Origin of the sequence: Flagellimonas meridianipacifica, from assembly GCF_003001695.1 — a bacterium.
GTDB classification, from domain to species: Bacteria; Bacteroidota; Bacteroidia; order Flavobacteriales; family Flavobacteriaceae; genus Flagellimonas; species Flagellimonas meridianipacifica.
Window position 1 is genome coordinate 1,012,328 of the sequence record NZ_PVYX01000002.1, and the last position, 14,419, is coordinate 1,026,746.

Below are 14,419 nucleotides of genomic sequence, written 5' to 3' on the forward strand. Positions count from 1 at the left end.
AACGGAAAAAATGAGAAGATTAATAATGTTGATAATGGGATTTTGTATGACCGCCGTAGCGTTCGCTCAGGAGAAGTCCGACATTACAGTTCAGGTCACGGAGATAAGCGATGAAGGAAAAGGTCAGGTAGTATTTATGCTTTGGGATAATGAGGAGGGTTTCCCAAGTGAACGCAATAAAGCTTATAAGATTGGGAAAGTAAATGACTTTGGAAATTCTGCCAGCTTTACTTTTAAAGGCATTCCCCAAGGCACTTATGCTGTTTCTGTTCACCAAGACAAGGACAAAGACGGTGAAATGAAGACCAATTTTATCGGAATCCCAAGAGAGCCTGTAGGTGCCAGCAATCTTACTTCCATGGGGAAACCAAAATTCCAAAAATGCAAGTTCTCCACCAATGGGTCTGAAGAAAAAATCAATATCAAATTTATAGTAGCGAACTAAGGTGGTTAAAGTATTTTGGGCATTCGTTAAAAAAGAGTTCTATCATATTTTACGTGATAAAAGAACCCTTTTGATTCTTTTTGGTATGCCCTTAGCCCAAGTTCTCATTTTTGGGTATGCTGTTACCAACGAATTCAGAGATGCGGAGATTGATGTTTTGGACTATGCCAAGGATGAAACAAGTGAACAGTACATCAACCATCTACAAAGCTCAGGGAACTTCAGGGTGCGAAGAATACTTGCTTCGCAAAATGAGGTGGAAGAAGGCATGAAAGGGGGTAAAACTAAGCTAGTAGTTTCCATCCCAGAAAACTTTTCGGAAGACTTTTATGCTGGTAACCCTATTAAAATCCAGGTGGTCACTGATGGGTCCGACCCCAACAATGCGAATACCTTGGTTCAGTACCTAACGGAAATGACTCAGAGTTTTCAGCGCTTGAAGCGAAACGAAGTTCCCAATCCATATTCCATTCAGGTCGCTAGCCGTATGATGTATAATCCGCAACTGGCTAGTGCCTATAATTTTGTACCGGGAACGATTGCCTTGATTCTTTTGATCATATGTGCCATGCTCACCTCGTTGACTATTGCAAAGGAGAAAGAAATCGGCACCATGGAAATTCTTTTGGTCTCGCCCCTTTCTCCATTGCTCATTATTTTGGGAAAAGTGGCACCATATGCATTATTGTCCTTTGTAAATGCTGTAATCGTAATTCTCATTGGCTTTTTTGTTTTTGAAGTCCCGGTTCTGGGAAATACCCTTTTGCTTTTGGGGATGTGTTTTTTATATGTGCTTACGGCCTTAAGCCTCGGAATTTTTATTTCGACCACGGTCAAAACTCAACAAGAAGCTATGATGAAATCTTTGATGGGCCTGATGATGCCTTCCATGTTGTTGTCGGGTTTTATTTTTCCTTTGGCAAGCATGCCCGTAATACTCGAATATATCGGAAAAATAATTCCAGCTACCTATTTCATCAGGATTTTGAAGGGGGTCATGTTACGCGGTGTGGGCCTTAATTTCATTCTTTTTGAAGTAGGAGTGCTTTTGGTCATGACCCTTGGATTTCTATTGTTATCCTGGCGGAATTTTAAAATTAGACTTGAGTAAAAAAGCTTAAAAGAAGATGAGGCGATTACGATTTTTGATACAAAAAGAATTCATCCAAATTTTTAGGAACAAGGCCTTGTTGCCCATGATGACCCTGTTGCCCATCATTCAGCTCATAGTCCTATCCAACGCAGCGTCCAACGAGGTCAAAGACGTTCGCATAGCGGTGGTTGACCAAGACCAGAGTGAACTTTCGAGGGCGCTATCAAATAAAATTGTGGCCAACGACAGATTTTCGTTGATAGCAACTCCCTTCAATAAAAAAGATGCTTTGGACCTTATGCAATTGGACGAAGTGGATATCGTTCTTGAAGTACCCAATGACTTTGAAAGACAATTTTATCGTGGGGAACAACCTCAATTGCAAACCCTAGTAAATGCCATCAATGGACAACAGGCAACCGTGGGTTCAGGATATCTGAACAATATAATCTCCTCTTTGAACAACCAAATCAGGGTTGATGAGCCTTCCCTCTTCTCTGGAATACCGAAACGTAATGAACCTGTTGTGGTTTCTTCCAACAATTGGTACAATCCGGAGTTGGATTATCCCCATTTTATGGCCCCTGGAATTTTGGCAGAACTTACCGCACTATTGACTATAGTTTTAACCGCCATGAACACGGTTCGTGAGCGGGAAATCGGCACCATTGAGCAAATCAACGTTACTCCTATAAAGAAATGGGAATTCATTTTGGGCAAACTGGTTCCTTTCCTATGCCTAGGACTTATTCTTTTAACTGTAGGATTAATTGCTAGCAAACTCATTTTTGATATTCCTATGAGAGGCAATATTGGTGTTATTTTTATCTATGCCGTAGTTAACCTCATCTGTGTGTTGGGTTTTGGGCTTCTGATTTCCAATTTCGCCGAGACCCAACAACAAGCCATATTCGTTGCATTCTTTTTTGTCTTGATTTTTGTCCTCATGTGCGGTCTTTTCACACCAATTGACAGTATGCCCAAATGGGCACAATATGCCACCATCCCGAACCCTTTAGCTCATTTTATTTCTGTTTCTCGAAAGGTTTTGTTGAAAGGAAGTGGATTGGCAGATATTAAAATGGAGTTTCTGTATACCTTTATCTTGGCGATACTTTTCAATGCGGCAGCTGTATGGAGCTACAAAAAACAGGAATAGTCCTTCTCATTACGAGCTTAGTTCTGGTAATCCCTCGTGTTGACGCTCAAAATGATGAAATCACCTTAGACAGCTCAAATTACAAGAAATACATTCGTAGTTTACCGGCATTCACCATGTACGGAGACAATTATTTCGTTACCGGGACTTCCCTTAATGAAGAAATATCTTCGGAGACCAGTGATGCAAAATTTGAGATAGGTTTTAAACAGCGCCTGACCAATGTCGATTTGCCATGGGATGTTTTTCCCTTCATCACATATCGGCAAAAATCGTTTTGGGATATTTATCTGGAATCATTTCCATTTCGCGAAACCAATTACAATCCAGCAATTGGATTTGCTAAGCTCTTTGTGGATGACGAGGGTATTAACTCAGGGCTTTGGTTCGCTTTTGAGCATGAGTCCAACGGTAGGGATGGTGAGAATTCCCGTAGTTGGAATTATTTTGCACTCCAATATTTTAAACCTCATGGCCTCTATTGGCAATTTCGTGCTAAAGCTTGGATTCCCGTTGGAAGTTTGGACCAAAACGAAGATATTACCTCTTTTCGGGGCTTTTTCGCTATTGGAGCGAGTTACAACCCTATAAAAAATCTCTTTTTTGATGTGGATGTGCAACCTGCGTACGATGATAGATTGACCGGTTTTGTAAAGGCAGGAATCAGCTTTAAGATTTCGAAAAACAGCAATCAATTTATATACCTACAATATTTTGGTGGGTATTCAGAAGACTTGATTAATTATGACCAAGACGTTAGCAACCTGCGAATAGGGATTGCTTTCAAAGATTTAATGATGAACTTCAGAACACGAAATAATTGAAGGATTTGAAATGAGATGGATTTGGTTATTATCATTGATTTGCCTGACCAGTGAATGACATTTCCAATAGAATATCCCTACCTGCTATTGCTCTTTACCTTCAACTAGGAAGTTCTTCAAATCAAACAAAAGTGGGCCAGCGGTATTGGCATTTGTAAATACGATATACCCTGTTTTTAGCTCGTCATACATTTCGAACATACAACGAAAGTCTCCATTGTTTCCTCCATGCCCAAACACCAGTCCAAAAGGAGAGTCGCGTAATGCCACGCCCAACCCGTATCCAGCCTTATAACCGTTTATCCAGTCCTCCTTATCTTCCAAAGTATAAAGGGTGAACATTTTTTTTGCTTGGTTTTCGGTCAATCCTTCTCGATTTAACAATGCAAGGGCAAATGGAACAAAGTCTTTTGCCTCGGTATGCATACTAAACGCCATACCTGGCCAATCAGGACAATCGAAGACATTGGGTATTCCATCAAAATGACCAGCTACCTTCAGATTTAAAAGCTTGTCATTGCACATAAAATATGTATTTGTCATTCCCAACGGATTTAAGACTTCCTTATCTAGGTAGGACTGAATAATCTGTGGCAACTCATCAGAAACACTTCCAGCAAGTACTTTTTTGAGGTATTCAAACCCCTCACCAGAATACCCATAAGTGGTTCCGGGTTTATTGATCATTTCTGCTCCCCAATTAGGTAGTCCACTTACATGGGTCAATACGTGCCTTCCGGTCATTAGCTTGTATTCCGGATATTCTTCCAATTCAGGGAATGGTAAAGTTTCATGTAATGGTTTATCAAGGTCAAACTCACCTCGTTGCACCAAGCGATTCATGAGGTAGGCAAAGACCAATTTAGTGATAGAAGCTGCCTCAAATACGGCTTCATCCCTAAGTGGCTTTTTTGAAACTGTATTCTCCACACCGTAACTATGGTGATATACCAGAGTGCCATCTTGAATGATAGCAAGGGATACAGCGGGAATGTTGTAGTGAGCACTGTAAGTTTCTATAAAGTGATTTACTTGTTGAGCGGTTTCTGTCGTAAAAGCGGAATGTAATATGCCTTTTTGGGGAACCAAGCTTGGTTTGGGAATCTTTGAAACCTTGATGGCATCCACTGTATATCGTTCATTATCGAGTACTGAGATGTTTGAAATCTTACTGCTCTCTTTTACCACATCTATATCGAACCATCTGTTCATTTGCCATGATGGAGGCACGGTAACCGAATAGGTTCCTGCAGGTAACTTTAGGTCATATTGCCCAACTGAATCTACACTTACATCAAAAAACGTATCAGGCTTTTCGGTGTTGCTAAATTTTACCGTTTTCGGCCAATTCTCTCCAACTTTGCCTTCCCACTCCAAGACTCCTTGTACTCTGCCACCAAAGTTGTTGGTATCCGAAAGAACAATATCCCCGATGAGATCTGAGTTCATGAATTTATTTCCTTTGGTTGGACCCCATGTAATCATGACATGCTCTTCATCAGTGTCTTTGTCAAATACGGCATAGTCGAACCCTATTACTCTACCAACACGTAAAGGTCCTGGGATACTAATCTTCCATTCGTAAGTTATCTGATTGTCTTTCTCTGCTATTGCTAACTCAACCTGGTCAAAACTGGCACCTTTGACCTGAGGATAAAAGCCAAGTCCTTCTTGTTCTACTATTTTACGGTGATGCTCATCTATTTCATATGCAATTACACCTGATCCCAGGGCACTGTGCATAGGGTCTAAATATAAAACTTGAAAATCGTGACTGGAAAAATGACTGTTGTCCGGAGTTTTTACATAATCATTGTCAACCATGGTCACAGCAATGTATAAATGCCTTGATTCTGCATCGTAGCCTCCACGCCAAAAGGCTAATGCATCTTCAGGACCATCAATGCCATTTCCATAGTGGACATATGTCATGCCATTATGTTGAATTTCTGCGGGCCAATCATCAAGGTTACCATCTATTGTTATGTTTGAAATAGGGTAAATGTAAGCGGTTGAACCATTGTTCGCGTTCATGGAAGTATTCAATATCAATAAACAGCCAAGGAAGAAGAAGGATAGAAGTTTTGTGGGAGTCATCTTTAAAGGGTTTTTAAAACAAATTCAGCTACTGTTTAAAGATTAGATCATTTGTGGATTGTTACACGGTATTTTAAATTTATCACAACACTGCTTGCAAGAAGCGGTGACTTGGTTTAGTACTTTACTTTATAGGTGCTTCTTAAGCTGAAATCTGAAAGTATTTGATGAAGTGGGGTGGGAAGAACCACCATATACAGGCCTTCTTGCTAATGGTATTTTCATGTACTACGCATTATAAGATTTCCGATATGGTGATCAACAGAGACCACAACATGTTTTTGTCAAAGTTCATTCTCCTTTTCTTAAATCGTTTACTCTAGTCTTGTCAATCTCAAAGTTGTCAATTTGATGACTTGCTGATTCACCAACAGGACTTTGAAATTCAATTCCAATTTTCACAGAATCAACTGCTTTTAAGGTACTTAATCTGGCCATTTTGAAGTCTTTTCCATTTTTTGACCAAAGCATTGAGTACATGTTATCTTTTCTGACCACTTTTAGCCAAATATGTTCTTGGTCATTTAATATCGCTCCGTTGGCATCATCAGAAAGGTTTTTGGTAACCACTGAAACGATGCTTGGTCCAGTTGCATCAGAATTTTCAAAAGCGAACTTTATCCAGTTATCGTTGTCTATGTGAACCATTAGTGCTACCGCATTCCACATGGAAGAAAAATCCGGTCTTACCAATGCCCTTGCCACAAAGTCACCTTTAATTTCCTTAAAAAACACGGGTCCTGTTGACGTTTTCTTCTGGTCCTCCGGATTGTTGAAAAAGTCTGTCCCTTTTTCCACAACGACCTTCATTTTTCCATTTTCAATTTCAAAGGATTTGGGTTCGTTCAACCACTTGAAGTGCCCTAAATTTTCAGTTGAAACGCTTGCCAACAGATTATTTTCTATTGCACCCTTTTGAGCCATCTTTGTTGGAGACGTATTTTTTGGGTCATTGCAATTCAAAGCTAGTATGGCAAAGCATAGAAGAAAAGGTGTCTTGAATATCAGTTTTTTCATAATTGGTCCTGACGTTTGATTGCATGTAGCGCAATACACAAATTTCTTAATCAACTAATGTAAGTTGTTATCTATGGTTGCTAGTAATTGATTTTTTCTCAATCGATTTTAGTTTGAACAATTGGTCGAAACCCTCCATACGCCATTCTACTGGCATCGAATATTAATCTATCGGGATTTATCAAGGGAGCAACCAGTTCCGTCATCCTCGGGTCCATGGGTACTTTTTCATTGGCTAAATCACGTATTTCTTTTGAAGGAAATACAACCCACCCAAATACAATAACCTCGCCTGGATTCGAACCCATCGTTTCCATGAAGGACTTCACACCTTCTAAAACCATATCATCTCCAACAAATTCGAAGTAATCAATCGCACCATATTCTTTCCAAATTTCTGCTACTTTTTCAGCTACCTGTTTATACTCTTCCACATAAATTTGAGGAAGGGGAAAAACGAAGCCATCAATATAGTTCGACATATTTTTTATCCTTATTACCCATTATACGGATATGCTAACGAGCCATTTAAAAGTAGCAAATTTATGGGTTGGGAGGGAGACCGCATGGAACAATAGTCGATGTTATATCCAGCTATTTATTATAAATAAATTTCATATATCCTTGATTCTCCTCCCCATGGATGATACCCCTTTCCTATATATTCAAATCCATACTTTTCATAATACCCGATATGTTCAGTACATAGATATAAGTATTCAAAACCTGCTTCTTTGGCATCTGCCTTGGCATATTCAATTAGCAATGAACCATATGCATTCCCTCTGTACATTTTATCTATAAACAGGGCATTAATCCAAGGATATAAATCTCCTCTACTGATAAAATCATTGGTGATGAGTCCAGCACAGCCGATTATATTTTCGTCGTTTAGTAGTAAATACCATTGAGGCAATTTGTTTTTAGCGGTGATGCTATGATTAATACAATCCTCATAAATAATGGGCAAAACATCTGGCCAACTTTTTTGGAAATATGCTATTGCTTCATCTTTGTATTCAGGATTTTTTCTTATTGATACAATTTTCATTTTATCAATTTGATTAATTTAAGACCGATATGGTCAACTGCGTAACTAATTTGAAGATTAATTTCAAAGGTCTCAACTACAAGTAGTTACGAAAAAAATACTTATAGTCAATGTTCTAAACTTCCTTTATCGCAATAATTGTTTCCATTCTATTTATGGATTCGTTGAGTTTAAGGGACATTCCATTTTTTTCAAGGATTTGAACGACTTCTTTAGGGTCAATTCTTACCTTTTTATAAGTGCTGACCTTTTGTGTCCATTCTCCATTTATTCTTTCTTGTAAAAGATCAGTTACCTTGACTTTTTCGCGTTCGTACTCCAAAATACAGGTCAAAATTCGGTTTTCCGTACTTTTTACTGGAATGAATCTTTGTTGGTCGTCTAATTCGCCTGTGTAATTACGAAATGTCAAAATCAAATACCCATTGTTTTCTAAAGTTCTTGAAGCATCCGAAACCAGTTCTTCGATTTCTCTTTTATCGTTAAGATGCGTGATTGTATCTCCACAACAGACAATCAATTCGGGTTTTAAGCTTTCAAATTCTCCTACGTTTTTAATGTCGGTCAATTTTATTTTTATGCCGCTCGCCTTTGGGTTAGCCTTTAATTCATTCAACAGTTGTTCGTTGAAATCAACTGCTGTCACTTCAAAACCTAAACCTTTTAAAGCTATGCTTTGAATTCCATTTCCCGCTCCCAAATCAATGGCGGTCTTTGTGTTCTTGGGTTCAATTCCGTAATGTTTTAGTAAAGATTGGAATTCATTTGATTTCGGCTCCAATTCTCCAACCATCCAAGAGTAAAAATTGGCAAGATGTTTTTCGTAGTGTTCTTGTGCTTGCATAGATTGTTTAAATGGCTTACAACCGTCAAGGTTATGACTTCGTCACACGTCAGCATGACGAATTATGGCACGTTAGCAGTAGCAATATTCTATTTCAAGTTCAGTTGCCAAGAAACTCCGAATTGGTCGATTACCCAGCCAAATTTTTGGCTAAATCCGTAATTGGCTAAACCCATTGTTACTTTTCCGTTTTCGGATAGTTTTGAAAAAAGTCTATCCATTTCTTCTTCATCCTTACAATCTATATAATTGGAAACGGCAGGTGAAAAATCCCAATCGTGAACAGGAGGACTATCACTACACATAAATAGATTTCCATTCAGTTCAAATGTAGCTTGCATAATTTTTCCCTCTGCCACAGGAGCTCCATCTCCCCAACGATTTAGAGTAATGATTTTAGAATTGTCGAATAATTCCACATAAAAATTCATTGCGTTTTCTGCGTTCCCATCTTGAAAAGTAAGCGACCTGATCATTTGATTTTCCATACTAGTCCTATTCTGCGTTATTATGGTTTTTAAACTGTCTTTTTCGGCTTGCAACTTTTTTATTTCGTTCAGATTTGTGCTCTCATTTTTGTAGTCATTACAACTCAAAACAGTTAATCCAAACAACACCAATGATATCGTTTTTTTCATAATATTTTTGTGTTCATTTCTTTTTGACTCCCACTTCTTTATTTAATGCCAACATTTTCGGCTATAATCTCGGCGAGGACACGACATCAAATCGGTGAGGACCATGTCCTGCGAAAAAGGGGGAGTTTCAAGACTTTATTTTTAATTGCTTGTTCTAAAGATAGATGATTTGTAGGTGAATTAGTCCACAACGTGCAAGGGGTGCTGAATTATGGGCGTTTTATGGTGTCCTTTTTAGGTATATTTTCCTCTAGTTTTCAGCGTAATCTTGATTCCACGTCCTTTTGGGATCATGGTTTCTCAAATCACAGTTAAAGTCAGCTACTGCTTTAAGATTCATAAGCACAGATATCCATCCAGCATTTACTTCGGAAAACTCACTTTCGTCCACGTTCTCGTTAATCAATATGAGGTCTGTTCCATCATTTTCACTTGGCTCTAAGTTAAATTTCACTAAGCTATTGAAATAGTCCAAATAGAATTTTCTATTAGGAATGGTTTTCAGTATCTGACCCTTATATTCTTGTCCATTGGGAAACGTAAATTGAATTATACCATTTACTTCAGTTGCTTTTTCAGCCCAGAATTTTTTTCTTCCTTCAGCGGTAGATATTAAATCAAAGACTGCCTTAGGATTTGATTTTAGATACAATTTCCAGGTTATTGTTTTCATTTGTTCATCAACACTTGAAACATTATTGCTGTTAAGCCGTGTTAGCAACTATTAAATTTTCAATTTTCCTTTTAAAATAATTTGAGCTTTACTTGTGATAGTCATATTCTTCTCATCCAATAATTCAACTTCCATAAATCCAGTTCTTTCTGAACATTGGAAAGATTTCATCTTTGACTTATTCAATTTCTTTCCCCAATATTTTGCTAAAAAGGTATGTGTTCCACCTGTTACTGGATCTTCATTTGTTCCGCTCCAAGGCCAAAAATATCTTGATTCAAAGTCAAATCCCGCTTTTGTTGAAAGTGCTGTTACAAGTACTCCGTTAATCTCTTTATGTGACTTTTTTAATTTGTCAAAATCAGGTGTTAGATTCTTCAGAAATTCCGCACTCTGAATTTCAAGTAACAATATTTTGGTTTCAGCATTATATACGCTATTATTCACTTCATTAATTCCAAGAGCTTTGAGCAATTCAAAAGGTACTTCTTTCGAAATTGTATCATAAATTGGGAATCCGATTTTAATAAAATCCCCATTACGTTGGATTGGTAATTTCAAGTTCTGAATATTCACAAAATCGAGTGAATTTTGTCCATTTCTTTCAAAAAGAACTTTTGAAGAAGCTAGAGTAGCGTGTCCACATAAAGGTATTTCCATTACAGGCGAAAAAAATCTTATCGGATATTCATTAGTTTCATTAATCTCTCCGATGAATGCCGTTTCCGATAGTCCTAATTCTTTTGCGATTGAAAGCATTTCCGAATCAGATAGTTCATTCTTTACTATGCAGACACCTGCTGGGTTTCCTTTAAACGGTTCGTCTGTAAATGAATCAACTATATATGTTTCTATTTCTTTCATTCTTTATTGCTTGGTTCTATGTGGTGCCAACGGTCTCGGCTATGATTTAGGCCCGGCAGGGAAGAAATCGTACTGTTTGCTTTTAGTAACTCTAATTTAGAAATAATTGTAAAGAGAATTTAAGCTAGGGGTCAATTATAGTCATTGTTGTAAGCCCTGGTTTAAGTTCCATTAAGACAACTCCAGTTCAAATGTTTCTTTTAGTCCGATTTGTCCAAGCGAAGTTATCACGATTGCCCTAGAGTTTTTCGTCTTCCGCAGCCAGTCCAGTTCCAACACTTTATCGAGTATGGCAGCCCCAAGGGAACCCGAAATATGATATTTCCTTTCGCTCCAATCAAGACAGGCTTTGGCAAAGTAGCGTCTTTGTTTTATAAGTTCGGCCAAGTCTAAGCCGAAATCTTCGAAAAATTTCTTGCCGTTTTCCGTGACCACAAATGTTTTGTCTTGTAATTGGATTATTTTTTTCGAAATCAGCTTGTCAGTAATTTGTACACCCAATTTTCCGGCAAGATGGTCGTAACAGGTTCTGCAATATTTGATATCGTTTTTGGTTGATGGTTTGTCAGGTTTGGATGTCGGTTTTTGATTTGCAAAGTTCGCCAAAGATTCTACTGCATAGGCAACTTCGGGATTGGCAAAAGAATAATATCGATGCCTGCCCTGCACATCGACTTTTACAATATCTCCATTAAGCAGTTTTGACAAGTGGTTGCTTACGGACGTTGCAGACAAGTCTGCCACTAAGGCCAATTCGCTAGCCGTATAGGCCCTACCGTCCAGTAAACTCCATACTATTTTTGCTCTAGAAGGCTCACATAGCAACGATGCAGTAGAAATAAATTTTTCCTCATCCATAGTTCAGTATTGAATGAAGTGTAAATGTAATGGTTCCATTTTCTTTGCTGCATATTAAAACCTTAAAAAATGAAAGACTTAGAAATTTTATTGGAGAACAAAGTGGGTTCTTTGGCCTTAATGGGCGAAACACTGGGAAAATACAAAGTGAGCCTTGAAGGAGGCGGTGTTTTTGACAATGGTGAATTTTCAATAGCTCATTTTTTGGTTGATGAAGCCGATAGAGCGAAAATGGAATTGGAAAAAGTTGGTATAAAGGTTGTAAAAATTAACGATGTGATTATTCAAAAATTAAGACAAGATATTCCTGGTCAATTGGGGAGCTTTTGTCGTGAACTTGCAAATGCCAAAATCAATATTCTTACACAATACAGTGACCATTCAAATCAATTGATTATTGTTCCGGACAACTACGAAAATGCTAAAAAAGTTTCCGAGAAATGGATGAAAACTTGGTGGTCAAATGAAGATTACATAATATGAAAAGGGAACATAACTATTTTACTACGATAAGATGGACGGGAAACCAAGGCAAAGGCACTTCCAACTATAAGGCATTTGAGCGAAGTTATATTGTTTCGGTGGATAATAAGCCCGACATTCATGGTTCGTCGGACCCAGCCTTTAGAGGTGACAGAACAAAATATAATCCAGAGGAATTGTTGCTGGCATCCCTCTCCTCATGTCACATGCTTTGGTATCTGCATTTATGTTCCGAAGCAGGGATAAATGTCATCGACTACACTGACAACGCCCATGCAACTATGGTCGAAACTCCCGACGGTGGCGGGCGTTTCTCAAAAGTTGTCCTGAATCCGAGGGTTACAATTTCTGACAGTTCAATAATTGAAAGGGCGAAGAAGTTGCATCTAAAAGCCAACGAGTTTTGTTTCATTGCCAACTCTGTAAATTTCAAAGTTGACCATAATCCCACTTTTAATTCTCAATAGTTTTGTGCAATGGCTTACGGCCTCGGCTATGATACTGTAGCGGTTTGGCAGTTTTACGCCAATGGCCCGCGCCAAGGATAACCGCAAAGGATTTGGCGCGTTTGGATGGTGAGCAAAAATGCCTACCTATAGTTTTGCCGTACCGGTTTTGTTTTACTTAAAAGTAAGAAAAGTTGGTTTTAGTTAAGAAAGATAGCTATGCATTATAGCCTTTGTTAGATACCGTTATTCAATAATCTTCAATTGGTCGGTCATTTTTCTTTTGACATAGAAGTATACAAGAAAATACAATGGCATTCCAAGTAAAAGAAAAAGAATGGGGTTTTCGGCCATTTGGTTTTTGCCAATAGATTTATAAAAGTTTGATTGGTTAATAAACGACAAGATTATGAAGGTTAGGTAACCTAAGCAGCACAGAAGTATTAATAGAGTACTGAATAAGTCGTCAAGAAAAAAAGGTAATATCAACAGAAAAAATATGGAAACTAAGTAAAGTATAAATGCGATTCTCGAATTTCTACGAAAGGAATTATAACTATCCTGAGCTTCACGATAAATTTGGTTATCAAATTGTCCTCTAAGCTTTAAGGTCATTTCGTCAACCCCGCGATTATTCAGAATGTCTATTGCTAGTATGCGATACTCCTCGGGGTACCCGTATTGTCGATAATTCTTAACTACATCTATTAATCGGTTATTCGAGAGATTTTTGAGTTTATTTCTGATGTTATTCACTTTCTTAACAATGGTACCTAACGGCCTGGTATAACCGTCAGTTGCGGGTTTCGTGTGAGACGTTTCGGTTAAGTCTCGAAGTTAGCAATTCCGATTGGATTCTAGCCTGTGCTGAGCTTGTCGAAGCATAGTCGAATCTGCTGTAATTGTGGTTATACATTGTTGTGCGTAGTTTTTCTTTTCCCATATATTTTTTCGTCCAAATACATGTTATTTTTAAATACTGCTTTTGAAATTGTCGCTTCTAATGCAAACCCCATTTTTTCAAGAACACGTTGCGAACCTATATTCGTTCCAAACGGTTTGGCGTAAATCCGTGTCAGTTCAAGTTCTTCAAATCCATATCTTAAAATTTGTTCAATTGCAGAAGTCGCAATTCCTTTTCCCCAATAAGGTTCAGCTATCCAATATGCGATAGCTCCATTTTTTCTGTAAATATCTTGGTCGGGAAATATACCAATCGAACCGATTGCCATGTTTTCATGCGTTATCGCGAAAATTTTTGTCGGTTTCTCGTTAGAGACTCTTTCTATAAATTCTAATCCGAATTCTTTTGAGTACGGAAATGGAAAAGCGTCGGCTAAATTGTCTGAAATCTTTTTGTTGTTTGCATATCGAACCAGATTATCGATATCCGATAATTGCCATTTCCTAATCTTTACATTCATTTTTGATAGCACACTGTCTGTTCAAATTACACATAACGGTCTTGTGTATTAGGAGTAGCGGAATTCTAACCACCGCTTTTTGGATTACAAGATACTTTGAAATTACGCAAAAACGGCTAGAGTTTGCACCTAAACCGCTATTGCTTAAACACTTTGTTGCGGTAGTTTTTATTCCGTTTTTAGATGGTTTTAGAAAATCCATTTACGATTACTACTCCAATCAAAATAAGCGAAAGGCCAATTATCGCAGGTAAATCCAAGGTCTGTTTAAATCTGAAGTAACCTATCGCAGTAATCAATATAATTCCCAGTCCAGCCCAAATTGCATAAGCTATTCCAAGCGGTATTTGTTTAATGGCGAGTGAAAGAAAGTAAAACGTAATTCCATAGCCGATTACAGAAACTATTGAAGGTTTTAAAATTGAAAATCCTTTACTTTCTTTGAGCGCAGAAGTGGCTATCAACTCTCCAATAATCGCAATTACCAAATAAATCCATTTCAT

General features: G+C 38.0%; 17 protein-coding genes. 6 read left to right on the forward strand and 11 right to left on the reverse strand.

Going from position 1 to position 14,419, the window contains the following annotated elements; translation table 11 throughout:
• The first annotated feature begins 10 nt into the window (after positions 1-10).
• From CLV81_RS14675 to CLV81_RS14690, 4 genes are read left to right on the forward strand one after another with little or no spacing between them, the layout of a single operon-like run.
• Positions 11-445, forward strand: a complete 435-nt coding sequence (locus CLV81_RS14675; protein ID WP_106145854.1) for a DUF2141 domain-containing protein — start codon at positions 11-13, stop codon at positions 443-445.
• Position 446: 1 nt separating this feature from the next.
• Positions 447-1,556, forward strand: coding sequence for an ABC transporter permease (locus CLV81_RS14680; protein ID WP_106145856.1), 1,110 nt, complete (start codon positions 447-449; stop codon positions 1,554-1,556).
• Between the two features lie 16 nt (positions 1,557-1,572).
• Positions 1,573-2,697: an ABC transporter permease gene (locus CLV81_RS14685; RefSeq protein ID WP_106145858.1), complete on the forward strand. Its 1,125-nt coding sequence runs from the start codon at positions 1,573-1,575 to the stop codon at positions 2,695-2,697.
• On the forward strand, positions 2,673-3,521 hold the full coding sequence (locus tag CLV81_RS14690; protein ID WP_106145860.1) for a phospholipase A: 849 nt from the start codon (positions 2,673-2,675) through the stop codon (positions 3,519-3,521). Before CLV81_RS14685 ends, CLV81_RS14690 begins: the two co-directional genes overlap by 25 nt.
• A gap of 84 nt (positions 3,522-3,605) precedes the next feature.
• Here the strand turns inward: CLV81_RS14690 and CLV81_RS14695 are convergent, their stop codons facing one another.
• The 9 genes from CLV81_RS14695 to CLV81_RS14735 form a co-directional block, all read right to left on the reverse strand.
• Entirely contained in the window at positions 3,606-5,618 is a 2,013-nt protein-coding gene (locus CLV81_RS14695) for a serine hydrolase (protein WP_106145862.1), read from the reverse strand.
• A 291-nt stretch (positions 5,619-5,909) separates the two neighbouring features.
• A complete protein-coding gene (locus CLV81_RS14700) occupies positions 5,910-6,635 on the reverse strand; it encodes a DUF1349 domain-containing protein (protein ID WP_106145863.1) in 726 nt (241 codons plus the stop codon).
• Positions 6,636-6,733: 98 nt separating this feature from the next.
• Positions 6,734-7,117 carry a DUF1428 domain-containing protein gene (locus CLV81_RS14705; protein ID WP_106145865.1) on the reverse strand — a complete coding sequence of 128 codons (384 nt, stop codon included), beginning with the start codon at positions 7,115-7,117 and terminating at the stop codon, positions 6,734-6,736.
• Between the two features lie 119 nt (positions 7,118-7,236).
• Entirely contained in the window at positions 7,237-7,686 is a 450-nt protein-coding gene (locus CLV81_RS14710) for a GNAT family N-acetyltransferase (protein WP_106145867.1), read from the reverse strand.
• Positions 7,687-7,801: 115 nt separating this feature from the next.
• Positions 7,802-8,530 carry a class I SAM-dependent methyltransferase gene (locus CLV81_RS14715; protein WP_106145869.1) on the reverse strand — a complete coding sequence of 243 codons (729 nt, stop codon included), beginning with the start codon at positions 8,528-8,530 and terminating at the stop codon, positions 7,802-7,804.
• 89 nt (positions 8,531-8,619) lie between these two features.
• A complete protein-coding gene (locus tag CLV81_RS14720; protein WP_245912040.1) occupies positions 8,620-9,168 on the reverse strand; it encodes a VOC family protein in 549 nt (182 codons plus the stop codon).
• Between the two features lie 250 nt (positions 9,169-9,418).
• Positions 9,419-9,841, reverse strand: coding sequence for an SRPBCC family protein (locus CLV81_RS14725; RefSeq protein ID WP_106145871.1), 423 nt, complete (start codon positions 9,839-9,841; stop codon positions 9,419-9,421).
• A 51-nt stretch (positions 9,842-9,892) separates the two neighbouring features.
• On the reverse strand, positions 9,893-10,705 hold the full coding sequence (locus CLV81_RS14730; protein WP_245912041.1) for a PhzF family phenazine biosynthesis protein: 813 nt from the start codon (positions 10,703-10,705) through the stop codon (positions 9,893-9,895).
• 171 nt (positions 10,706-10,876) lie between these two features.
• On the reverse strand, positions 10,877-11,563 hold the full coding sequence (locus CLV81_RS14735; RefSeq protein ID WP_106145873.1) for an ArsR/SmtB family transcription factor: 687 nt from the start codon (positions 11,561-11,563) through the stop codon (positions 10,877-10,879).
• 69 nt (positions 11,564-11,632) lie between these two features.
• Here CLV81_RS14735 and CLV81_RS14740 point away from each other — a divergent pair, with 69 nt between their 5' ends.
• Together CLV81_RS14740 and CLV81_RS14745 are read left to right on the forward strand one after the other, a co-directional pair.
• Positions 11,633-12,046 carry an amino acid-binding ACT domain-containing protein gene (locus CLV81_RS14740; protein WP_106145875.1) on the forward strand — a complete coding sequence of 138 codons (414 nt, stop codon included), beginning with the start codon at positions 11,633-11,635 and terminating at the stop codon, positions 12,044-12,046.
• Positions 12,043-12,513, forward strand: coding sequence for an OsmC family protein (locus CLV81_RS14745; protein ID WP_106145877.1), 471 nt, complete (start codon positions 12,043-12,045; stop codon positions 12,511-12,513). Before CLV81_RS14740 ends, CLV81_RS14745 begins: the two co-directional genes overlap by 4 nt.
• A gap of 887 nt (positions 12,514-13,400) precedes the next feature.
• Here the strand turns inward: CLV81_RS14745 and CLV81_RS14750 are convergent.
• Positions 13,401-13,916: a GNAT family N-acetyltransferase gene (locus CLV81_RS14750; protein ID WP_106145878.1), complete on the reverse strand. Its 516-nt coding sequence runs from the start codon at positions 13,914-13,916 to the stop codon at positions 13,401-13,403.
• 179 nt (positions 13,917-14,095) lie between these two features.
• Complete coding sequence (locus CLV81_RS14760; protein WP_106145882.1) at positions 14,096-14,419, reverse strand: DMT family transporter; 324 nt, start codon at positions 14,417-14,419, stop codon at positions 14,096-14,098.